Annotated in this window: 19 protein-coding genes; 10 read left to right on the top strand and 9 right to left on the bottom strand. The window is 45.5% G+C overall.

The genetic code is table 11. The features are described 5' to 3' along the window. Nucleotides 1-579: 579 nt before the first annotated feature. From KHO06_RS20035 to phaC, 4 genes are all read left to right on the top strand, one after another. A complete protein-coding gene (locus tag KHO06_RS20035; RefSeq protein ID WP_005433356.1) occupies nucleotides 580-1,320 on the top strand; it encodes an SDR family oxidoreductase in 741 nt (246 codons plus the stop codon). A gap of 12 nt (nucleotides 1,321-1,332) precedes the next feature. Further along, nucleotides 1,333-2,541 (top strand): acetyl-CoA C-acetyltransferase, encoded by a 1,209-nt coding sequence (locus KHO06_RS20040; protein WP_212583409.1) that lies wholly within the window; start codon nucleotides 1,333-1,335, stop codon nucleotides 2,539-2,541. Nucleotides 2,542-2,585: 44 nt separating this feature from the next. Continuing rightward, nucleotides 2,586-2,933 carry a phasin family protein gene (locus KHO06_RS20045; protein ID WP_005433494.1) on the top strand — a complete coding sequence of 116 codons (348 nt, stop codon included), beginning with the start codon at nucleotides 2,586-2,588 and terminating at the stop codon, nucleotides 2,931-2,933. A gap of 66 nt (nucleotides 2,934-2,999) precedes the next feature. After that, nucleotides 3,000-4,775, top strand: coding sequence for a class I poly(R)-hydroxyalkanoic acid synthase (gene phaC / locus KHO06_RS20050; protein ID WP_005433486.1), 1,776 nt, complete (start codon nucleotides 3,000-3,002; stop codon nucleotides 4,773-4,775). Between the two features lie 250 nt (nucleotides 4,776-5,025). On the opposite strand, the gene KHO06_RS20055 is transcribed toward phaC, so the two are convergent. The 6 genes from KHO06_RS20055 to napF form a co-directional block, all read right to left on the bottom strand. Next, nucleotides 5,026-5,160 carry a TIGR02808 family protein gene (locus KHO06_RS20055; RefSeq protein ID WP_005433365.1) on the bottom strand — a complete coding sequence of 45 codons (135 nt, stop codon included), beginning with the start codon at nucleotides 5,158-5,160 and terminating at the stop codon, nucleotides 5,026-5,028. A gap of 15 nt (nucleotides 5,161-5,175) precedes the next feature. After that, nucleotides 5,176-5,754 (bottom strand): NapC/NirT family cytochrome c, encoded by a 579-nt coding sequence (locus KHO06_RS20060; protein WP_005433285.1) that lies wholly within the window; start codon nucleotides 5,752-5,754, stop codon nucleotides 5,176-5,178. Nucleotides 5,755-5,782: 28 nt separating this feature from the next. Further along, nucleotides 5,783-6,238, bottom strand: coding sequence for a nitrate reductase cytochrome c-type subunit (locus KHO06_RS20065; RefSeq protein ID WP_005537128.1), 456 nt, complete (start codon nucleotides 6,236-6,238; stop codon nucleotides 5,783-5,785). Nucleotides 6,239-6,314: 76 nt separating this feature from the next. Then, nucleotides 6,315-8,804 carry a periplasmic nitrate reductase subunit alpha gene (gene napA, locus KHO06_RS20070; protein ID WP_212583232.1) on the bottom strand — a complete coding sequence of 830 codons (2,490 nt, stop codon included), beginning with the start codon at nucleotides 8,802-8,804 and terminating at the stop codon, nucleotides 6,315-6,317. Then, nucleotides 8,801-9,109: a chaperone NapD gene (locus tag KHO06_RS20075; protein WP_005433349.1), complete on the bottom strand. Its 309-nt coding sequence runs from the start codon at nucleotides 9,107-9,109 to the stop codon at nucleotides 8,801-8,803. Before KHO06_RS20075 ends, napA begins: the two co-directional genes overlap by 4 nt. Before the next feature lie 43 nt (nucleotides 9,110-9,152). After that, nucleotides 9,153-9,638 (bottom strand): ferredoxin-type protein NapF, encoded by a 486-nt coding sequence (gene napF, locus KHO06_RS20080; RefSeq protein WP_212583233.1) that lies wholly within the window; start codon nucleotides 9,636-9,638, stop codon nucleotides 9,153-9,155. A 246-nt stretch (nucleotides 9,639-9,884) separates the two neighbouring features. Here napF and narQ point away from each other — a divergent pair, with 246 nt between their 5' ends. Both narQ and KHO06_RS20090 read left to right on the top strand, forming a co-directional pair. Beyond that, nucleotides 9,885-11,621: a nitrate/nitrite two-component system sensor histidine kinase NarQ gene (gene narQ / locus KHO06_RS20085; protein WP_047477803.1), complete on the top strand. Its 1,737-nt coding sequence runs from the start codon at nucleotides 9,885-9,887 to the stop codon at nucleotides 11,619-11,621. Beyond that, a complete protein-coding gene (locus KHO06_RS20090) occupies nucleotides 11,608-12,240 on the top strand; it encodes a response regulator (protein ID WP_005433412.1) in 633 nt (210 codons plus the stop codon). Before narQ ends, KHO06_RS20090 begins: the two co-directional genes overlap by 14 nt. Before the next feature lie 61 nt (nucleotides 12,241-12,301). On the opposite strand, the gene KHO06_RS20095 is transcribed toward KHO06_RS20090, so the two are convergent. Then, nucleotides 12,302-12,475: a hypothetical protein gene (locus tag KHO06_RS20095; protein ID WP_010643585.1), complete on the bottom strand. Its 174-nt coding sequence runs from the start codon at nucleotides 12,473-12,475 to the stop codon at nucleotides 12,302-12,304. Nucleotides 12,476-12,738: 263 nt separating this feature from the next. Here KHO06_RS20095 and KHO06_RS20100 point away from each other — a divergent pair, with 263 nt between their 5' ends. Together KHO06_RS20100 and pepT are read left to right on the top strand one after the other, a co-directional pair. After that, nucleotides 12,739-13,599: a DUF6279 family lipoprotein gene (locus tag KHO06_RS20100; protein ID WP_047477798.1), complete on the top strand. Its 861-nt coding sequence runs from the start codon at nucleotides 12,739-12,741 to the stop codon at nucleotides 13,597-13,599. Between the two features lie 192 nt (nucleotides 13,600-13,791). Beyond that, a complete protein-coding gene (gene pepT, locus KHO06_RS20105; RefSeq protein WP_038889027.1) occupies nucleotides 13,792-15,021 on the top strand; it encodes a peptidase T in 1,230 nt (409 codons plus the stop codon). 123 nt (nucleotides 15,022-15,144) lie between these two features. Here pepT and KHO06_RS20110 read toward each other — a convergent pair whose 3' ends face one another. Continuing rightward, nucleotides 15,145-15,603 (bottom strand): cytidine/deoxycytidylate deaminase family protein, encoded by a 459-nt coding sequence (locus KHO06_RS20110; protein ID WP_005433321.1) that lies wholly within the window; start codon nucleotides 15,601-15,603, stop codon nucleotides 15,145-15,147. 349 nt (nucleotides 15,604-15,952) lie between these two features. On the opposite strand from KHO06_RS20110, the gene vmeY reads away from it, so the two are divergent. Both vmeY and vmeZ read left to right on the top strand, forming a co-directional pair. Next, on the top strand, nucleotides 15,953-17,080 hold the full coding sequence (gene vmeY / locus KHO06_RS20115; protein ID WP_038889025.1) for a multidrug efflux RND transporter periplasmic adaptor subunit VmeY: 1,128 nt from the start codon (nucleotides 15,953-15,955) through the stop codon (nucleotides 17,078-17,080). An 8-nt stretch (nucleotides 17,081-17,088) separates the two neighbouring features. Next, nucleotides 17,089-20,241 (top strand): multidrug efflux RND transporter permease subunit VmeZ, encoded by a 3,153-nt coding sequence (vmeZ, locus tag KHO06_RS20120; protein ID WP_212583234.1) that lies wholly within the window; start codon nucleotides 17,089-17,091, stop codon nucleotides 20,239-20,241. 93 nt (nucleotides 20,242-20,334) lie between these two features. Here the strand turns inward: vmeZ and KHO06_RS20125 are convergent, their stop codons facing one another. Beyond that, nucleotides 20,335-22,104 (bottom strand): methyl-accepting chemotaxis protein, encoded by a 1,770-nt coding sequence (locus KHO06_RS20125; RefSeq protein ID WP_005433410.1) that lies wholly within the window; start codon nucleotides 22,102-22,104, stop codon nucleotides 20,335-20,337. Between the last annotated feature and the right edge of the window lie 39 nt (nucleotides 22,105-22,143).

The raw sequence follows: 22,143 nt of genomic DNA on the forward strand, positions 1-22,143 counted from the left end.
TGGCAAGAATAGATAAGTCTCTGTGTTTCTATTTATAAAATCGAATCATATTTTTGGTATTAATTGTTAATTAAATAGATTTCTTTTTTATCAGTAAAGGTCAAAGTTGAACTCGCTGTTTTTAAGTATTTTGTAGGTAAGTAAATGATATATTTAACATTTGGTAGTGTAAGCTTTGAAGATATTTATCTAATGATTTGATTGAGATTTATTAGTTGAAAAAAGAAAGATGATCTTAAACTACTTGCAAATGTAACGTAGATGAAAAATCACCTAAGTGATTGAATATATGATGGTTTACATTTTAATTTAGTAATCTGTTTTTATTTAAAGTTCTTTTATATCAATAACTTAACCTGGATTAACGTTTTTATAACATTTCATTCTGAGTGAGATCTAAATCAATCTTATGCAAATGATTTGGTTTTTTATTTGAAATGTAACAATTCTAGGTTAACTTAAAAATAAAGGCGGCAGAGGATTTGTTGCCACAAGAATATATTAACACGTCAGTTGGCGAAGAATTTCGCCAGTGTCTTAATTCGCTTTTTTAATGCCGTTAAGAATGGAGTCTTTTTAATGAAGAAAGTCGCTTTGATCACTGGATCAAAAGGCGGAATTGGTTCTGCAATTTCCTCTCAACTAGTGAATGATGGTTACCGCGTTATTGCAACGTATTTTACTGGTAAATATGAGTGTGCTTTGGAATGGTTTAATGAAAAAGGGTTTACCAAAGATCAGGTTCGCCTTTTTGAATTAGACGTGACCGACACCGCTCAGTGTGCTGAGAAATTGGCACTTATCCTCGAGGAAGAAGGGACAATAGACGTCGTTATCAACAACGCAGGTATCACACGTGATGGCGTGTTCAAAAAGATGACTGCTCAAGCTTGGAACGACGTGATCAATACCAACTTAAATAGCTTGTTCAATGTGACGCAGCCACTTTTCGCAGCCATGTGTGAAAAAGGTGGTGGTCGCATCATCAATATCTCTTCTGTGAATGGTCTGAAAGGGCAGTTTGGGCAAGCAAACTACTCGGCAGCAAAAGCTGGCATGATTGGATTCTCCAAAGCATTAGCCTACGAGGGCGCACGCTCAGGCGTCACAGTAAATGTTATTGCCCCAGGATACACAGGCACTCCAATGGTTGAACAGATGAAACCAGAAGTGCTTGAGTCGATCACGAGTCAAATTCCAATGAAGCGTCTGGCGACGCCAGAAGAAATTGCTGCATCAGTGAGCTTTTTAGTAAGTGATGCAGGCGCGTACATCACCGGCGAAACATTGTCGGTGAATGGCGGCCTATACATGCACTAAGGAGTATTGATGATGGAAAAAGTATTTATTGTTGCTGCGAAACGTACCCCAATTGGCGCATTTGGTGGAAGTCTAAAAAATACCTCAGCAGGTAATCTTGCTGCGGTCGCGATTAAAGGCGCGCTTGAGGCTGCATCACTTTCTGCCGATAAGGTTGATGAAGTGATCGTTGGTAACGTGATTGCTGCGGGCCAAGGCATGGGTGTTGGGCGCCAAGCAGCGTTGTTTGCTGGTATTCCAGAGTCAGTCCCTGCATATGGCGTCAACATGGTTTGCGGCAGTGGTATGAAAACCGTCATGGATGGCGTTTCTCATATTCGCAGTGGCGATGCAGAAGTCGTTGTAGCAGCGGGCGTTGAGGTAATGTCGCAAATCCCATTCATCGTGCCAAGCGTTGTGCGCGACGGTAACAAAATGGGCAACATGGAGTTGAAAGATCTCCTTATTGCTGACGGTTTGACGGACGTTTACAACCAATACCATATGGGCGTAACGGCAGAAAATGTGGCTAAGGAAGTGGGTTTATCGCGTCAACAACAAGACGAATATGCACTCTCAAGCCAACAAAAAGCGGTGGCAGCGATTGAAGCAGGTAAATTCAAAGACGAAATTGTTCCTGTAGAAGTCAAGCAACGTCGCGAAACCGTCGTATTTGATACGGATGAATACCCAAAAGCAAACGCGACACTAGAAGGTTTAAGCAAGCTACGCCCTGCGTTTGACCGTGAAGGTACGGTAACTGCAGGCAATGCGTCAGGCATTAACGACGGTGCAAGTGCCATCATTTTAGCATCAGAAAGCGCGGTTCAAGCGCATGGTCTGACGCCAATTGCTGAAGTGGTGAGCTACGCTCAATCAGGTTTAGATCCTAAGGTTATGGGTCTTGGTCCTGTGGAATCAGTCAACAAGGCGCTGCAAAAAGCCGAGCTGAATACCAGCGATATTGATGTTTATGAATTGAATGAAGCCTTTGCTGCACAAGCGCTAGGTGTGATTTATAAACTGGCAGAAACCAACCAAGTACCAGTGAGCTCAATTCAAGATAAGGCCAACTTTAATGGTGGCGCTATCGCATTGGGTCACCCACTCGGTGCGTCGGGTAACCGTATTCTGGTTACGCTAGTACACGAACTTCACAAACAAGACGGTCAATACGGTGTTGCTTCACTTTGTGTGGGCGGCGGTATGGGCACGGCTGTGGTTGTAAAAGCAGTTAAATAGTTATTTAAACGGAAATTTTTAATTCTTTCTCTAGGAGATAAACCATGTACACTGATTTCTTCAAAACTTTTAGCGATCAAACTGAAAAGAATCTAGAACCATACTTGAAGTTCAACAAGCTAGTGACAAAGAACGTAGAAGTTCTTACTGAGCTACAATTGAACGCAATCCGTACATACAGTGAAGTTGGCCTAAATCAAATGAAAGCGGCGTCAGAAATCAAAGACGTGACTTCTTTAACCGCTTTCAACAGCCAACAACTTACCGTTCTTACTAAGCTTTCTCAGCAGATGATGGATGACAGCAACAAGCTGCAAGCTATCGCGAAAGAATTCAAAGAAGACGTTGAGCAAATGACTTCGGAAAACCTAAAGACTGTTACTCCTGCGTAATACGTCCACTTATCGCCGCCCGCATTCTTGGGCGGCGTTGTTTTTTCCGAATATAGGAGTAAGACTATGTTTCAACACTTCTTTTCGGACTATCTTGTAAAACTTCAGGAAACCAATCAACAGTGGTGGCATGATTTCGAAGTGAACAAGGCAGTCGTGAATTCTCCTTTGAATAAGGCTATGCAAGAAGTGAACTTCGAGGATACTGCTAAACTGTTCGAACAAGCGGCGAACCAACCTGCTGCCATCTTGAAATTGCAAGCAGAGTGGTGGGAACAGCAGCTTCAAATTTGGCAGAATGTCGCTCTCGCAGGCAATCAAACACAGATTATTGAAGCAGAGAAGGGTGATAAGCGTTTCTCAAACGACGCTTGGCAGCAAGAAGCCATGTACAGCTTTATCAAACAATCTTATTTGTTATTTAGCAAAACCTACCTAGACACACTCGACTCAATCGAAGGGTTGGATGAGAAAACCAAAGAGCGTATTACCTTCTTCTCTCGTCAAGCCATCAACGCACTTTCCCCATCAAACTTCATTGCGACTAACCCTGAGCTGCTAAAACTCACTCTTGAGCAAAATGGTGAGAACCTCCTGACGGGCTTAGAGAAGTTAAAAGAAGATGTCGAGTCGAGTGCGGATATTCTCAAAGTGCGCATGACCAACAACAATGCGTTTCGTGTCGGTGATGACGTGGCAACGACTGCTGGCGATGTAGTTTTCCAAAACGAACTATTTGAGTTGATTCAGTACCGTCCTTTGACAGAGAAAGTGAATGCGACACCGTTGCTTATCGTTCCGCCTTTTATTAATAAATACTACATCCTTGACCTAACGGCGAAGAACTCCATGGTTCGTTGGCTATTAGAGCAAGGCCATAGCGTATTTATGATGTCGTGGCGCAACCCAGGTAAAGAGCAAGCTCAGGTTGAGTTTGGTGACTACGTGACGGAAGGCGTCGCTAAAGCTGTGACTGCAATTGAAGACATCACAGGTCAAGAGCAAATCAACGCGGCGGGTTACTGCATCGGTGGTACGGTTCTGGCGAGCACGGTGGCGTACTACGCTGCTAAGCGCATGAAGAAGCGTATCAAGTCTGCGAGCTTCTTTACAACGTTACTCGATTTCTCTCAACCGGGTGAGGTTGGGGCGTACATCAACGACACGATTATTAGTGCCATTGAAACGCAGAATAATGCGAAAGGTTACATGGACGGTCGTTCGTTAAGTGTGACATTTAGCTTACTCCGCGAAAACAGTCTGTACTGGAACTACTATGTCGATAATTACTTGAAAGGTAATAGCCCGGTTGATTTTGATCTGCTTTACTGGAACAGCGACAGTACGAACGTGAGTGCCGCTTCTCATAACTTCTTATTGCGTGAACTCTATCTAGAGAACAAGCTAGTCCAAGACAAGGGCGTGAAGATCGGTGGCGTGTGGATCGACTTGAATAAGATTAAGATCCCAAGCTACTTTGTGTCGACCAAAGAAGACCATATCGCGTTGTGGCAGGGTACATATCGCGGCGCTCTAAACACAGGTGGCAACAAGACCTTTGTTTTGGGTGAATCAGGGCACATTGCTGGTATCGTCAATCACCCTGCAAAAAACAAATACGGCTATTGGCTAAACGACAACCTTGATGACTCGGCAGATGAGTGGTTTAACAACGCGAATCATCAGGAAGGCTCTTGGTGGACGCATTGGCATCAATGGCTGTTGCAATTCAACCCAGAAGAGCAAGTTGAGCCTTTCCCAGTGGGTTCTGAGCAGAACCCTGTGATTGATGAAGCACCTGGTCAATACGTAAAGCAAGTTTTGCCTATTAAAGAGTCCTAAACTGCTCCTCACAGCAGTCTCATTTGGCGGCCTACTATAATGGTCGCCTTTTTTGTTTCTAACGTTTCAGGCTAAAGCAGTAAAGGAGACAGTAGTAGTCTTGAGGGTTTCTGAATGTGGGGCAGAGGAGGGGGCTTTTAGAGCCTGCTAGTGACGAGGGTTGTTTAGGATACAAAGAAAAAACGCCAAGCAAATGCTTGGCGTTTTCCGTCAACAAAATAGGCAAAAATGTCGACTGGTTTGAGGTGGTTTAGACCTCTTTATCCTTACCTAGTGAGAGTAGCCATAGAGAGATTGCTGCTACTCCGACAAAGCCGGAAAGAATAATGACTGGCATTGCACTGTATCCAAGGAAGTGCCAGATAAAGGATTCAAGATTACTCATTGTCTGTATTTCTCCTTATTGCCAGCCTTCAACGCCGTGCATGTCAGGCAGTTTATGTGCGATACCTTTGTGACAATCTACACAGGTTTTGTCGCCTGACGCCAACGCTGTAGAGTGCTGTGCTGAGGCACGTTTACCTTGCTGAGAGTAGTCCATGTAATCGAACTGATGACAGTTCCGACATTCAAGAGAGTCGTTTTTCTTCATGCGCGCCCACTCACGTTCGGCAAGGTGCTCACGACGTGCTTGGAACTTCTCTGGCGTATCGATGGTCTTCGTTACGAAGTGGGCAAACAGCTCTTTAGATGCTTGAACTTTACGAACGATTTTATCGGTCCATTCATGTGGTACGTGACAGTCTGAACAGATTGCACGAACACCAGAGCGGTTCGAGTAGTGAATCGTTTCTTGAATTTCAGCGACGATAGGAGCGTGACAGCCAGAACAGAACTCTTCTGTGTTGGTCGCTTCCATACCCGTGTTGAATGCGCCCCAAAACAGAAGACCACCAGCAAAGCCTAAGAACAAAACTACACCAGCGGCAGCTTTGCTTGGGCTCGACAGTCTCTTCCAAAACGCTTTAAGTATTTTCATAAGTAACCTCTTAGTACTCGCGTTTCAATTACTGAAGCGAATCGACTGCCTTAAACTCGTTTTCCACTAATGGTTTACCATCGGTTTGTGGAACGTGACATTGCAAACAGAAGTAACGACGTGGTGACATATCTGCCAATACCGCGTCTTCACGGTTAACGTAGTGCGTTACACTGATTTTGGTAGCGCCTGCGTCTTTAGCATTTTTCCAGCTGTGACATGCTAGACATTTGTTTGCGTTCAAAGACACTTCGTAGTTACGGATGCTATGTGGGATCAGTGGCGGCTGATATACATAGCTGTCTGCAACGATTTGGTCTTTTGGAAAGTCTTTAAAATCATCTGCAGGACGCGTGTCTTCAAGTTGCGCGCTGCCACGTAGCGAGTCTAGACCGCCTGTGCCGCCTGGGTTATCCAGTTCTGCTTGTGCAACGCCTGTCAATAAAGCACCTACAGATAAAAGTGCGATAAGGTATTTTTTCATCATTTCATCTCCGCCTTATGGCTTAAATTCTTTTTAGGCCGCCGAGTAGACGGCCCTTGCATTCGTTATTTGACGGTTAAGCAATTTTCGTGATTTTGACTGGACACTTCTTAAAGTCTGTCTGTTTAGACAGAGGGTCAGTCGCATCAAGGATCAACTTGTTAATCAAAATACGGGCATCAAAGAACGGTACGAATACCAAGCCTTCAGGTGGACGGTTACGGCCGCGAGTTTCAACGCGAACGCGAACTTCACCACGTTTGTTTGCAATCAGAACTTCTTCACCACGGCGTACGTTACGTTTCTTCGCATCCGCAGGGTGCATGTAAACCACCGCGTCAGGCACCGCTTTGTAAAGCTCTGGTACACGACGAGTCATAGTACCTGTGTGCCAGTGCTCAAGAACACGACCTGTACATAGCCATAGGTCGAACTCTTCGTTTGGCACTTCTGGTGGCGCTTCGTATGGTGCAGAGATGATCTTCGCTTTACCATCAGCATTGCCGTAGAAGTCCCAACCTGAACCAGCTTTCGCATATGGGTCAGAGCCTTCTTTAAAGCGCCATTGTGTTTCTTTGCCATCAACAACCGGCCAACGTAGACCACGTACTGTGTGGTAAACATCGTATGGTGCCAAATCGTGACCGTGACCACGACCAAACGTCGCGTACTCTTCGAACAGACCTTTCTGTACGTAGTAGCCGAAGTGGTGAGCGTCATCGTTCATCTCACGCGCTTCTTCGATAGGGAACTTGTCGACTTGACCGTTTTTGAACAGCATGTCGTACATAGTCTTGCCGCGGTACTCTGGTGCTTTTGCAAGTAGCTCTTCTGGCCACACTTCTTCCATCTTGAAGCGTTTCGAGAATTCCATTACCTGCCATAGGTCAGATTTTGCATCACCGATGGTTTCTACTTGTTGATACCAAGCTTGAGTACGACGCTCTGCGTTACCGTAAGCACCTTCTTTCTCAATCCACATTGCGGTCGGAAGAACAAGGTCAGCCGCCTGCGCGGTTGCTGTTGGGTATGGGTCTGAAACAACGATGAAGTTGTCTGGGTTACGGTAACCTGGAAGACGCTCAGAGTTAATGTTCGGACCTGCTTGCATGTTGTTGTTACATTGAACCCAGTAACAGTTCAGAACGCCATCATGCAGCATACGGTCTTGAAGTACTGCGTGGAAGCCCGGTTTCGGTGGGATAGTACCTTCTGGTAGCTTCCAGATGTCTTCTGCGATCTTACGGTGTTTAGGGTTAGCAACCACCATGTCAGCTGGTAGACGGTGAGCAAATGTACCAACCTCACGAGCCGTACCACATGCTGATGGCTGACCTGTTAGTGAGAATGGGCTGTTACCCGGAGTCGCAATCTTACCGGTTAGTAGGTGGATGTTGTAAACCAAGTTGTTCATCCATACACCACGAGTATGTTGGTTCATACCCATCGTCCATAGAGACATTACTTTCGTGTTAGGATCCGCGTATTGCTTCGCAAGCTCGATTAGTTTTTCTTTCTCTACACCAGAGATTTCAGACGCTTTCTCTACTGTGTATGGTGCAACTGACTTCTTGTACTCTTCGAAAGAGATAGAAGTTAGCTTGCCAGAGTTCGGGTTCTTCGCCGCTTTTTGTAACGGATCATCATCGCGTAGACCGTAGCCGATGTCCGTGTCTGCTTGAGTGAAGTTGGTGTGCTTGTTCACGAAGTCCCAGTTTACTGCATCGTTTTCGATGATGTAGTTTGCGATAAAGTTAGCAATCGCAAGGTCAGACTGAGGATTGAAAATGTAGCCGTGGTCTGCCAACTCAAATGAACGGTGATAGTAAGTCGAAAGCACGTTCACTTTTACGTGAGGGTGACTTAGACGACGGTCAGTAATACGAGTCCAAAGAACTGGGTGCATTTCTGCCATGTTTGAACCCCAAAGAACGAAGGCATCTGCGTTCTCGAAGTCATCGTAACAGCCCATTGGTTCATCGATACCAAATGCACGCATGAAGCCTACTACCGCAGACGCCATACAGTGGCGCGCGTTCGGGTCGATGTTGTTTGAACGGAAGCCTGCTTTCATCATTTTGGCTGCGGCATAACCTTCCATTACTGTCCATTGACCAGAACCAAACATACCGATGCTTGTAGGGCCTTTTTTCTCTAAAGACGCTTTCCATTTTTCAGTCATGATGTCGAAAGCGGTATCCCAAGATACAGGAGCGAAGTCGCCGTCTTTGCTGTATTTGCCGTCTTTCATACGTAGAAGAGGCTGAGTTAGGCGGTCTTGACCGTACATGATCTTAGAAAGGAAGTAACCTTTGATACAGTTAAGGCCTTTGTTTACTGGTGCTTCAGGGTCACCCTGAGTTGCTACCACTTTGCCGTTTTGTGTACCAACAAGAACAGAACAGCCTGTACCACAGAAACGACAAGGCGCTTTGTCCCATGTGATTTTGGTTTGATCAGAGCTTGCAATCAGATTGGTTGCAGAAGCTGGTAGTGTAATACCTGCGACAGCAGCAGCTGATGCAGCCGCGTTTGCTTTCACAAACGCACGTCTTGTCATTTTCATACTTCACCCTCGATTTGGGAATGTTGTGTTCCAGTGTCTTTTTCTTCCGTTTCTTCAAGCCCAGTTTCGATTTGGTGATAAACCAGTACTGTGCTCAAGACATTCGGTAAATTATTAATCGCATCGATAGTGTCGGTGATGAAACCTTGGTTCTCAGTTTCTAGCACCACCACGATTTTGCCTTCTGGACTGTCACCGTAGATCTCTGCGTTTTCGTACGCTTCAATCTGGGTTTTAACTTCAGCCAGATGTTCAGGCAGAACATGGACTACCAGACTCGAAATGTGCACTTCGTTTAGTGACATACATCTCTCTCGTTTTATCGCCTTTCGTGCCGACCACTGACGGCTAGGCTGTTATATTGCTCACATTGATGGATGAAGTTGGGCACACTGAGACACAGGCGCCGCAGCCATTACACTCATCAAGGTCTAAATTTGGTTGTGCTACTTTGCCAAGCTCTAACTTGAACTGAATTGCCATCGGGTCGCACATGTCCCCACAGCTTCGGCATTCGACATTTTGTTTTGCTAAACAGCTATCATTGATGCTCGCTTTTGCCTGCCAAGGCTGTTTCGCTTCCGCTAAAAACAGCGGCTCTGGGCAAACCTCGGCGCATTGGTAACAAAAGGTGCACTCATCAATAGAAAAATCGACAGCGGGAAACCCACCGTCGCTTTTTGTTATAATTTTAGTTTCGCACGCCTCGATGCATTTACCGCAACGAGTGCAATCGTCTGTGAATTGAGTTGGCTTAGCTAACCAAGGAAGACGTACCGAATTGTCCGGTTGCGTTTTACGTGCAAAAAGTCTTCTTCTAGAAAGGTCTACCACTTAGTCACCTCGGAAATTGAAACCCAAACTAAGCATAGTCCACAATTTCATTAATAAACTGTCATTTAAGTACACGAAATTGTAGTTTTTGACATATATCTATAAATACCTCTTAGGAGGTAATTAGGATGCAATATTGTTTTGGATCAATAAATTCCGACGCAGGTGATCACATATTGATAAAGTTGAAAGATAATGCGTGTTGTATAAAGGCAAACATGGTTATCAAACGAGCGGAGTTCAGAGTTGTTTAAAAATGTGAAAAAGTCAGTAACACGCACAATCGCATCTGCCATGATGTTGATTTTGCTTCTTTCAGTGGCGACAACTGGCTTTGCTATTTTCACTCTTGCGTCGAGCCTTAATGATGCAGAAGCGGTAAACGTAGCGGGCTCAATGCGAATGCAGAGCTATCGTTTAGCTCATGATATTCAAAGTGAATCTGTTGACTATTCTTCACATATTGACTTATTTGAGCAGTCAATTTACTCACATTCAATGCTGGCGCTTCAACATTGGTCAGTGCCAGAAGATATTACAAAAGACTACTACCGACTGATTCTTCGTTGGCATGAACTGAAATCGGTACTTAAGAGCCAAGACAGAGACCAATATCTGATCTTAGTCGCTGGTTTTGTTCAACAAATTGATGCCTTCGTATTTAAGCTACAGAACTATTCAGAGCAAAAACTGATCAACTTAGCTTGGATTGGTGGGTTAGGGCTTGGCGGCATACTGTGTGTGAGTATGTTCGTTGTGCACTTTGTTCGGCTAGAAGTCGTCAGGCCGCTTCGTGCGCTGGTGTTTGCTAGTGAGCAAATTCAGAATCGCTCGTTTAACGTTTCGCTCAATGTTTCAAGTGATAACGAAATGGGCATTTTGACCAGAACTTTCAATAGGATGGCGAACGATCTTGGTAAGCTCTATCGAGGTTTGGAGCAAGCGGTGGACGAGAAAACGCGTAAGCTGCAACACGCAAACCAATCGCTTAGAGTGTTGTATGATTCTTCGAAAGAGTTGACTGCTTCTCGCATCCATCAAGAAAATTTCCAAGCGATTTTACAACATATTGCAAGTTTGGAAGGAATTCGTGCTGTTAAGCTAGAAATTGATCAAATTGGGGAACCAAACTGGATACTGACCGAGGGTGAGGAGTGTCGTCATGAATGTGACAGTGAATGTCACACCAAAACACTAACGCTAGATGGTGTACACCTTGGGTATCTGCATTGGAAAGCTGGCCTACCATGCCCGAATGAGTCTCTTATTGATAACTTTGTTCAAATCTTATCTCGTGCGGTATATTACAACCGAGCACAAAGACAAGCAGAACAGCTACTGCTAATGGAAGAGCGCGCTACTATCGCGCGTGAATTACATGATTCATTGGCTCAAGCTCTGTCTTATTTGAAGATTCAAGTATCGCTGCTTAAAAGAAGCGTGAAGAATATTCCAGACGAGAAAGCAATTGCTCAGACCAACCAAGTGATTGCTGAATTGGATACTGGATTATCGGCGGCATACACCCAGTTAAGAGAGCTTTTGACGACATTCCGCTTAACGATAAAAGAAGGCAGCTTTGGTCAGGCACTGCAGGAGATGGTTTCGACGCTTGATGATCAAACAGCAGCGAATATCTCACTTAATAATGAGCTTTCTTCAACAGAATTAGATGCGCACCAACAGGTCCATCTACTACAGTTGATTAGAGAGGCGACGATAAATGCAATCAAGCATGCTCAAGCAAACAATATCGAGATTCAATGTCTTGATTCTGATGGGAAAGTCACAGTGACGGTTGCCGATGATGGTATAGGCTTTGAGCAGCAAGACGAAAAATTAAATCATTACGGTATGAGCATCATGCAAGAGCGAGCAACAAGATTGCATGCAGATTTGCAAATTGAAGCGGCAACGAACAGCGGCTGTATCGTAAGACTAGAATTCCAACATAGTAAGGAAGTAAACATTGACAGTGTGTAAAGTAATGCTGGTGGATGATCACCCACTCATGAGACGTGGTATTCATCAGCTTCTCAGTTTCGAGCCAGAGTTTGAAGTGGTTGCAGAGGCAAGCAGCGGCGCAGATGCGGTTGCTACAGCTCACGAATTAGAACTGGATTTGGTACTTCTTGATCTGAACATGAAAGGCATGTCAGGCCTAGATACGCTGAAAGCGCTGCGCGCAGACGGTTGTGAGGCCCGTATCGTGATCCTGACGGTATCGGATAGCCCTGCCGACATCGAAGCCATTGTGCGAAGTGGAGCTGATGGTTACCTGTTAAAGGATACTGAGCCAGATGAATTGGTTGAATTGCTGAAACAAGCGCACGAAGGGGATAAGGCATACAGCCAAGCGGTAGCTAAATACCTTAATGAGCGAGAAGGGCAAGAAGACGTGTTCGATACGCTGACCGACCGTGAAACGCAGATCTTGCAGGAGGTCGCACGTGGCTTCCGAAACAAGCAGATCGCCGACCGTCTGTTCATCTCTGAGTCGACCGTTAAAGTGCACATGAAGAGCTTACTCAAGAAGCTGAAAGTGCCTTCTCGTACAGCAGCAACCGTGCTTTACCTAGAGCGATTTGGCGAAATTAAATAACCTTTAAACGCCCACTCTAAAAACGCCAGATACAAAAAACCGCCCGAGTTAGGGCGGTTTTTCATTTGTCTGGGCGAATTGAGTACAGATCACTGTTGTGTTTGCCGCACTCCAAATAGTAATGATGTGCCGCGCGTTTATCTTCTGCGACGACATTCATACTGTGGATTTTCCCCTCTTCGAAGTAACGAATTTCGTACTCTACACTCGTATCAAGTTGCTCAGCAGCAGCCATGCTACGCCTCCATAAACTATCCAGTTGTTATTGATGCAACTTATATGCCATTTAAAGAACGCTGTATCGTTCAAGATTTGGCCTAAAATTGCGCACTAACTCACTTTTTTGCGAATAGTTGTGATAAAAAAGTTAATTTTAAACTCTATATACTACAAGAGTGGCAATGTCACTTTGCCGGACTGACGAAAGTTTGCCGCAATAATAAGTGATTTAGATTGAGTATAGAACTTAATCAATAAAAAAGGGAATATGGATCGGTGATGAAATTAAAAAGTTTATCTAATAAAGCGGTTCGATATGGATGCATCTTGATATCTATTTTGGTGTTAGCCGGGTGTGCTAAAAAATTTCTATACAGTAATCTTGATTGGGTAGTGATTGAATATTTAGATGACTATGTCTCCCTAGATGGAGAACAAGAGGCGTTGCTGGAAGAGCGTATATTATTATTAGCGGATTGGCATAAAGAAGAGGAATTACCTTTATATATCGATCACTTAAAACAATTAGAAGCGCTTAATAAAGACAGCGTTACGTTGGGCGCCTTGCAATCGAACCGAGAACAAATGCGCGACCACTATCAACGTTTGGTTTCCAAAGCGGCACCAGACCTGTTTTCACTGAGTATGCAGCTCGACAGCAAACAAGAAATCGAATTTATCGATAGTGTAAAAGAACGTTACAAAGAGCGGGATGAAAAATACGCAGGTAAAACGGAACAAGAGCTGCGAGAAGTTGTCTTAGAGAATACTGAAGAGTGGATGGAAGAATGGCTTGGTAAATTATCAAGACAACAAAAAGCACGCGCCAAACAGCTTTCTCAAGATGTGATCATAAATAGTCCACTATGGCGTGACTATCGCTCGTCTATAATTCAAGAACTCGAATACCTTTTCGAAAATAAAAGTAACAGCGTGGTTTACCAGCAGGTATTCATGAAACTCTTATTTGAGCCAGAAAGTTATTATAGTGATCAACTAACCAAGAATATTGATCATAATATCGCTCTAACGGATCAATTCACCCTAGATATTTCTCAAACAATGAGTGATAAACAGTGGCGACACTTCCACGGAAAAATCCGTGAATGGCGTGAACTTGCTGAAGACTTATTGAATTAATTCTCGATAAAACAATCCCTTAATGTTAGTGCTGATGTAGCCTGTCAGCACTTTCTAATGAAAAACTGATTCAAAGCAAATTCTTATTGTGGCATGAGCGTAACATGACTTGTCGAACCATGTTGGATAGGATCCTCGCACACCTTACATCCCTGTGCGTGGCATCCTTCGCTCAAAACAATGAGAATAATTATGAAGCATTTAGTTGAAAGATTTCTTCGCTACGTCACGTTCGATACTCAATCTAATCCCCATGAATCAGCTTGTCCAAGTAGCAGCGGACAACTGGTGTTTGCACAGTTGCTTAAAAAAGAAATGATAGAGCTTGGCTTAAGCAATGTGACATTAAGTGATAACGGCTACCTAATGGCAAAACTGCCATCGAACGTTGATTATGATGTGCCTGCTATTGGCTTTATCGCGCACATGGATACCGCCCCTGATGCGTCTGGTAAAAATGTGAACCCTCAGTTTATCGAAGACTATCAGGGTGGTGATATTGCACTTGGTTTGGGCGATGAAGTGCTTTCCCCTGTGCAGTATCCAGACTTACACGAGCTTCATGGTCATAATCTGATTACTACAGATGGCACAACACTCCTAGGCGCTGACAACAAAGCAGGCATTGCTGAGATTCTTTCTGCGGTCGCTATGCTGATTGAAAATCCAGACATCCCACACGGTGATATTTGTATTGGCTTCACGCCAGATGAAGAGATCGGTCGTGGCGCTGACTTGTTTGATGTTGAGAAGTTCGGCGCGGAATGGGCGTACACCATTGATGGTGGCCCTCAAGGCGAGCTGGAATACGAAAACTTCAATGCAACCAGTGCGGATGTCATTTTCCATGGCGTGAGTGTTCATCCAGGCACTGCGAAAGGCAAACTGGTTAATGCGATGAACTTGGCGGCTAAATTCCAAGTGCAGATGCCAGAAGATCAAACGCCAGAAACCACAGAAGGCTACGAAGGTTTCTTCCACCTAAAATCTGGTGAACTTGGTGTGGCTCGTAGTGAGTTAGGCTACATCATTCGTGACTTTGACCGCGAAGGTCTGGAAAATCGCAAAGCCTTTATGCAGAAGCTAGTCGATGATATGAACGCAGGCTTGAAGCACGGTTCGGTTGAGTTGAAGCTCACTGACAGCTATTACAACATGCGTGAAATGGTTGAACCATATCCACATATTATCGATTTGGCGAAACAAGCGATGGAAGTGTGCGATGTTGAACCTCTTATTAAGCCAATTCGTGGTGGTACAGACGGTGCCCGTTTGTCGTTCATGGGCTTGCCTTGTCCGAACATCTTCACAGGTGGCTATAACTTCCACGGTATCCATGAGTTTATCTCCGTAGAGATGATGGAGAAGTCTGTTCAAGTGATCGTTAAGATTGCTGAGCTAACGGCGAAGAAACACGGTTAATCCTATAGTTGGTGAACCTCACCATTCAGATAAACAAAAGCCCAGACATGTGTCTGGGCTTTTTGGTTGGTTTTGGAAAACGTTTAGATTGTCTGAACATTTACACAAAAGCCGAGTAACGTCTTAACGAACGCTTTTCTCTTCGATCTCGTTGATTGGTAGCCAGTTTACTTCCACACCCGCTTGGTCGAACATGTCTTGGCTCACTTGAATCTTGTCGCCCCAGCGAGATAAGAAATCTTCAGATTGTTCAGGGCAGCTTACTCTTGCAATCCCTGTCTGAATGATTTTTGCTGCACAGTTCGGGCAAGGGAAGTGGGTTACCCAAATATCACAACCATCTAAGTCACGCTTCGAAAACAAAATTGCGTTCTCTTCTGCGTGAAGCGTTTTTAGGTATTTCAGTTCGCGTTCATCTGTATCAACGCTGTCAGATACGCCGTGTGGGTAGCCGTTGAAGCCAACAGAAACAATACGGTTATTTTTGGTGATTACCGCGCCAACTTGTGTGGATGGATCTTTACTCCATGACGCAACAAGTTCAGCCATCTGGTAGAACCGTTTCTCCCATTTAGAAATCATACTCATCCTCTCGGTCGAAAGCTTTGAATTGTCTGCATGATAACGCATTCAGTTTAAAAAAATAGTCAAAACACTCGCGGTAATTATGAAGTGTCGATTTTCACGTGAAGCTGATGAATTATTGTCTAATTTATCGGTATGTTTTCACCACAACATCACAGTGATTTTCAGCGTGATTCGTGTACATGATCGCAACAATTTTATCCTGCCGATCACCATGTTTGCGAGTCGTTTCATCGGCTTACACTTTGATACACTTTCCCCGGTTTCTCTTGAAGTTTTCGGACAAAGCACCCTGTAAGGTTAGGGTATTGTCAAACGAATCCTGTTCTATAAAGACGGTATATACATGCAAAAGAAACCACTCGTCGCACTAATGGCGGCAACAGCTATCCTCGCGGGATGCGGAGAAGCAAGCAATGCCCAGAAGGGGGCGCCAGCTCCTCTTGTTGTGACTCAGGATGTCACAATTATCGACTACCAACCGAGCAAGTCTTACATCGGTCGCATTGAAGCAGTAGAAGATACGAATATTACGGCACAAGTCTCCGGCTATCTTGAAGCCCGCCATTTCGACGAAGGTCAGATGGTGGAGAAAGGGCAGTTGTTGTACTCCATTGAGCCTTCATCTTTTGAAGCGCAAGTGGCGAGTGCAAAAGCGGCGCTAGCTCAAGCAAAAGCGGCGCTTAAAAAAGCAGAACTCGACCACCAACGTGGTAAAAACTTGTTGCCACGTGGCAGTATTTCCCAATCTGAGTTCGATGCGTTGACGGCGACGTTGCTGGGTGCTCGTGCAGAGCTAGAGGCGGCAAACGCTCAGCTTAAGCTTGCGGAAGTAAACCTTTCTTACACCCAAATTCGAGCCCCATTCAGCGGCCGCATCAGTGACAGCAAAGTAAGTACGGGTGATCTGCTTTCACCATCTTCTGGCATTTTGACCACATTAGTCAGCCTAGACCCAGTGCATACGTCATTCAGTGTAAGTGAGCGTGAGCGTTTAAATCTTGGTATGGATGGTATTAAAGGCGACGGTAGTGCAGAGTCGAGTGGTGTTGAGGTTCAGCTTGAACTGGAAAACGGCGAGTACTTTGAGCATCTAGGTCAATTGGACTTCTTGGGTAACCGTATTAACACGCAGACTGGTACGATCGCGATGCGTGCGGTGGTGCCAAACCCGGATCAGAAGCTACTTCCTGGTCAGCACATTAAAGTAAATCTTCGCGATAAGAATGCGAAAGACGTTATCGTGATTCCTCGACGCGCAGTGCAAACGGACCTAGAAGGTGACTTTGTCATGGTGATGGCTGAAGGTAATGTTGCGGAGCGCCGTAACGTTGAACTTGGTGCTCAAGTCGAGCAAGGTATCATCATCAAAGACGGTCTGGACAAGGACGATACAGTGATTACACAAGGTCTACAACGTGTACGTAACGGTGTAGAAGTGCGCATTCAATCACCTGCTGAAGACAAACAGTAGGAGGCGCCATGTTAAGTCGTTTCTTTATTCAAAGACCGAAATTCGCACTGGTTATTTCGATCATCTTGACGTTGGCAGGTGCCATCTCATTAGCGATTTTGCCCGTTGCAGAATATCCTAAAATCAGTCCACCATCGGTGAGCGTGACAGCATTCTACACGGGTGCAAGTGCTGAGGTTGTGGAGCAGGCGATAGCCGACCCAATAGAAACCTCCGTGAACGGCGTTGAAAACATGATTTACATGTCTTCAAAGAGTGCTAACGATGGTTCTTACAGCCTAAACGTCACCTTCGATGTGGGTACTGACCCAGATATGGCACAGGTTAACGTGCAAAACCGTGTATCGCAGATTGAGTCAAAACTGCCTCAAGAAGTGCGCATGGTAGGCGTAACGGTGAAAAAGCGTTCTCCTGACTTGTTGATAGTTCTCAACTTCTACTCACCAGACGGTAAGTATGACGACAAGTTTCTTATCAACTACATCAACCTGAACGTAAAAGACCAGCTGGCGCGTGTTAAAGGCATCAGTGAAGTTAACGTTATCGGTGGTGGTGAATACGCGATGCGTGTTTGGTTAGACCCAGAAAAAATGGCTAACCTGAATCTCACAACAACCGATGTGTACTCGGCACTGGCAGAGCAGAACGTGCAAGTGGCGGCAGGTCGTATTGGTGCTGCGCCTTACAACAACCCTCAAGAAGTTCAATTCAACTTGGTGACCAAAGGTCGTCTAGAGAGCGTGAGCGAGTTTGAGGATGTAGTACTTCGTGCAAACCCAGATGGTTCTACGGTATACCTAAAAGACGTCGCTCGTGTTGAGCTTGGCAAGAAGTTCTATGACGGTAACGGTAAGTTCCGTGGTCAAGATGCCTCTATCGTTGCACTGTCACTTCAATCGGACGCAAACGCACTGGAAAGTGGCAAAGCGGTCATGGACTTGCTTGAACGTTTGAGCACTAACTTCCCTGAGGGCATGGCTTACGAAACCAGTTACGATACTACCGTGTTCGTTGCTGAGTCGATCAAGGGCGTAGTAAAAACACTGATTGAAGCTATCTTGCTGGTAATCGCAGTAACCTACCTGTTTCTGGGTAGTGCGCGTGCAACCTTGATTCCGGTTGTCGCGATTCCAGTATCACTTATCGGTACATTCGCTATCATGCAGGCGACGGGCTTTACCATTAACACGGTAACCTTGTTCGGTTTGATCCTCGCCATCGGTATCGTGGTAGATGACGCTATTCTAGTTATAGAAAACGTCGATACCACCATGGCGAAAGACCCAACCATTTCACCGCGTAAAGCAACGTTGCTGGCGATGAAAGAAGTAACGGGGCCAATCATTACCTCGACCTTGGTTTTATTGGCGGTATTCCTGCCAGTAGCCATGCTTCCGGGTATTACTGGCATCATGTATCGTCAGTTCGCACTGACGATCTGTATCTCGGTAGTGATCTCGTCTATTAACGCACTAACGCTGTCTCCAGCACTATGTTCGTTGGTACTGAAGCAGGGTGGTGGCAACACAGCAAACTGGTTCCAAGCGTTTAACCGTGGTCTAGGGCGTGTAACTACGCGTTACGGTCAAATTGCGGGCTTCTTGGTTAAGAAGTCTATGTTGCTAATTGCTTTCTTCTTCGTGGCGGTTTCTGCAGTAACGTTCTTCGCGAAAACAACGTCTACGGCGTTTGTACCTCAAGAAGATAAAGGCATTTTGTTGGTGAACGTGCAGCTTCCAGATTCTGCGTCACTTTCTCGTACCGAAGAAGTGACCAATGAACTGATGAAGATGGTTGAGCAAGAACCGGGTGTTGATGGCGTGACGGTTGCGAATGGTTACTCATTCATGACGGGTGCCGCAGCATCAAATGGTGCGTCTCTGTTTATCAAACTGCATGATTGGGACACGCGTAACTCGCTTGACGGTGAACACGCTGCTAACGCTATCGCAAACCGCATCAACGGTCGTGCTGCAATGGAACTTCCTCAAGCGGTGGTATTCGCAATGGGTCCTCCGGCAGTTCCGGGTATGGGCGCCGCTTCTGGCTTTGAATTTGTGCTGGAAGACACGCTAGGTCGTAGCCGTACGGATTTGTCGATGGTAATGGGTGAAATGATTCAGGCTGCTAACCAAGCGCCAGAAATCGCGTACACCTTCAGTACCTTCCGTGCAAACGTACCGCATTACTATGTCGACATTGACCGCGAGAAAGCACAACAGTTAGGTATTCCACTGTCGTCAATCTTCCAAACATTGCAAGGTAACCTTGGTTCGCTATACGTGAACGACTTCACCATGTTTGGTAAGAACTTCCGTGTGACCATGCAGGCAGACAGCGAACACCGCAGCAGCATGGAAGATCTTGAGCGTTTCCACGTTCGTTCTTCGAGCGGCGATATGGTGCCACTGAGTACATTAGTGAGCTACGAACAGGTGTTTGAGCCGGATGTCGCATGGCGTTATAACATGTACCGTAGTGCCATCATTCAAGGTCAACCTGCACCGGGTTATTCAAGTGGTGACGCGATTGCAGCTATGGAACGTGTCGCGGCTGAAGTTCTGCCACAAGGTTACACTTACGAGTGGACGGGTATGGCTTACCAAGAAGTATTAGCAGGTAACCAAGCGATTTACGCGTTCGCATTGGCATTGATCTTTATCTACTTGTTCATGGTGGCGCAGTACGAGAGTTGGAGTATTCCTCTAGCGATCATCCTAGTGGTGCCAGTGGCAACGTTAGGTTCCTTCCTTGCATTGAACTTAACCGGAACGCCGCTTAACTTGTACGCTCAGATAGGTCTCGTCCTGCTCATAGCGCTCGCGGCGAAGAACGCAATCCTAATTGTGGAATTCGCCAAGCAAGAGCGTGAAGAAAAAGATGTGGATATCGACAGTGCCGCAGTACAAGGTGGTAAGCTTCGTTTCCGTGCTGTGAACATGACGTCTTGGTCGTTCATCTTAGGTATCTTCCCGTTGATCTTCGCTGCTGGCGCGGGTCACGTGAGTCAGAACTCATTGGGTATTTCCCTAATTGGCGGTCTGCTATGTGTGCTTCTAGCGGGTACCTTCCTGATCCCTGGCTTCTATGCTCTGGTTCAGAGAAAACGTGAGAAGATCCACGGCGGCAGCACTAAGCTTGTTCCTCTAGATGACGAATAAGCGCTGAGCTACCTTAAATAGAAAAGCCCGAAGCATGAGAGTGCTTCGGGCTTTTTGTTAGTATTAATTTAAATCCGAATATGCGAACTTGGTTTACGCGCTACGGGTTTTAAATTCAGCGACTGCATCGTCCATGTCATGGGCTTGAGCAGAGACAGAATCGACTTCATGCAGACATTCTTGTGCGGATTGCATGTTGTTTTCAGAAATCACGTTCAGCTCAGTAATCGAGTCGCTGACTTGATTCATCACGATGCCTTGCTCTTCGATAGCAGAAGCGATGCGTTCAGAGTTACCTTGAATTGCATGCATGTCTGCGATGATCTGCTGAAGGCTTGAATCGAGTTTCTCAGATGCTTGAAGAGTTTGCTGACCTTGGTCGTTACACTGATCGATATCTGATACCACCATCGACATTTGCGATTGAATGTCTGATACCACGCGAGTGATTTCTTCTGTCGATTGATGAGTACGGCTGGCTAGTGCGCGTACTTCATCCGCTACTACGGCAAAGCCACGACCTTGCTCGCCCGCACGCGCTGCTTCAATGGCCGCGTTTAGCGCGAGTAGGTTAGTTTGCTCTGCAATGTCTTGAATGATATTCACTGCACCGCCAATCTTTGCAACGTGCTCGTTAAGCGATCCGATTGACTGCTGACTATTCGAAAGAATACCGGTTAATTGACCGACATTCGTTACTGTGGTTTCAACAACGCTACGACCTTGTTCCGCATTGTTTGCAGCTTGGTGAACGCCTTCTACTGCCACAGAGGTACTTTCCGAGATTTCACCAATAGTGGCGACCATTTGCTGAACTGCAGTTGCCATTGATGAAGTATGATCGGCTTGAGCGTGGAATTGCTCCATCACGCCCTCAAGTTCACGATGCATATTATCGGTGCTTGCTGATAGCTGTGCTGACTTCTCTTGCGTGCCGTGAATCAAGTGCTCAAGTTTATCCAACAGATCGTTTAAGTGATGGCTGATGTCCGCCAATTCATCTTTGCCTGCTAACTCTGAACGCAAGCCCATATTGTTGCTTTCGCTGATATTTTTGATTGTCGCAAGTAGGCTGCTAACACGGGTATTGATTGAGCGTGAAATTTGCAGAATCAAGGCGAAGATAACAACGAAGACGACGGCAGTGATGACTTGTTTCACCATGGTGTTTTGCGCATCACGAGCTTCTGCCGCTTGGCTCAACGCAGACGAGAAGGTCTTAAACTGCTCTTCAACTGCGTGTGATAGGGCACGAGTGTCACCCAGTAAACCTTTGTTGTATGCCACACCAATGGTCTGCTTCTGCGTAGCAAGTTGGCGCGCATTCTCGATTAATGAAGGAACATACAAACCTTGTAACAGACCTTCGTCCATTTGCCCGGCTTTGACGCCTTGTGCGAACTTGGTTAACGCCATCAGTTGCTGGTGGTTTGCATTCTGTTCAGCTTCCAACAACGCCTGTTCAAAGCTTGCCAATAGACCGCTGTCGGCATTTAAACCATAGCGCTCGTAAGCGGAAACCAAATTCTGGAACCCTTTTTGATAGGCAAGTAAGTCTTGTTTAAATTGGAGGCTAGAAGGGAGGTCATAACGGTTTAGGATGCCAGACAATTCTTGTTCGGTCCCGACAAATTTATCGACGTTTCCATTGAATTTGTCGAGGTATTTGATGTTGCTGCGTAACAAGAAGTCTTTTTCATTGCGACGTAGGTTAAGGAGACGAATTTCGAGATCGCCAACCAATTTAATCGCGTGATTAAGCTCTTGGCTTTGGTTCGCGAAGTGTGACGAGGTACCCAATAGGGTCACAATACCTAAAATGGCAATTACTCCAAGGGAGTAGAGCTTGTGCCTTATAGTCATAGAGTTTGTCCTGAATAGTTGACTAAAGTAAGGAACCCA

The sequence above is a fragment of the Vibrio sp. B1FIG11 genome, from assembly GCF_905175335.1.
Taxonomy (GTDB): domain Bacteria; phylum Pseudomonadota; class Gammaproteobacteria; order Enterobacterales; family Vibrionaceae; genus Vibrio; species Vibrio campbellii.

Bases quoted from the DNA above. Each gene is read 5' to 3' on its own strand.
- KHO06_RS20040 (WP_212583409.1), top strand. From the start codon at position 1,333: ATGGAAAAAGTATTTATTGTTGCTGCGAAACGTACCCCAATTGGCGCA.
- KHO06_RS20110 (WP_005433321.1), bottom strand. From the start codon at position 15,603: ATGATTTCTAAATGGGAGAAACGGTTCTACCAGATGGCTGAACTTGTT.
- vmeZ (WP_212583234.1), top strand. From the start codon at position 17,089: ATGTTAAGTCGTTTCTTTATTCAAAGACCGAAATTCGCACTGGTTATT.
- phaC (WP_005433486.1), top strand. From the start codon at position 3,000: ATGTTTCAACACTTCTTTTCGGACTATCTTGTAAAACTTCAGGAAACC.
- KHO06_RS20075 (WP_005433349.1), bottom strand. From the start codon at position 9,109: ATGTCACTAAACGAAGTGCACATTTCGAGTCTGGTAGTCCATGTTCTG.
- KHO06_RS20060 (WP_005433285.1), bottom strand. From the start codon at position 5,754: ATGAAAATACTTAAAGCGTTTTGGAAGAGACTGTCGAGCCCAAGCAAA.
- pepT (WP_038889027.1), top strand. From the start codon at position 13,792: ATGAAGCATTTAGTTGAAAGATTTCTTCGCTACGTCACGTTCGATACT.
- vmeY (WP_038889025.1), top strand. From the start codon at position 15,953: ATGCAAAAGAAACCACTCGTCGCACTAATGGCGGCAACAGCTATCCTC.
- KHO06_RS20100 (WP_047477798.1), top strand. From the start codon at position 12,739: ATGAAATTAAAAAGTTTATCTAATAAAGCGGTTCGATATGGATGCATC.
- napA (WP_212583232.1), bottom strand. From the start codon at position 8,804: ATGAAAATGACAAGACGTGCGTTTGTGAAAGCAAACGCGGCTGCATCA.
- KHO06_RS20095 (WP_010643585.1), bottom strand. From the start codon at position 12,475: ATGGCTGCTGCTGAGCAACTTGATACGAGTGTAGAGTACGAAATTCGT.
- KHO06_RS20065 (WP_005537128.1), bottom strand. From the start codon at position 6,238: ATGAAAAAATACCTTATCGCACTTTTATCTGTAGGTGCTTTATTGACA.
- KHO06_RS20035 (WP_005433356.1), top strand. From the start codon at position 580: ATGAAGAAAGTCGCTTTGATCACTGGATCAAAAGGCGGAATTGGTTCT.
- KHO06_RS20045 (WP_005433494.1), top strand. From the start codon at position 2,586: ATGTACACTGATTTCTTCAAAACTTTTAGCGATCAAACTGAAAAGAAT.
- KHO06_RS20055 (WP_005433365.1), bottom strand. From the start codon at position 5,160: ATGAGTAATCTTGAATCCTTTATCTGGCACTTCCTTGGATACAGTGCA.
- KHO06_RS20125 (WP_005433410.1), bottom strand. From the start codon at position 22,104: ATGACTATAAGGCACAAGCTCTACTCCCTTGGAGTAATTGCCATTTTA.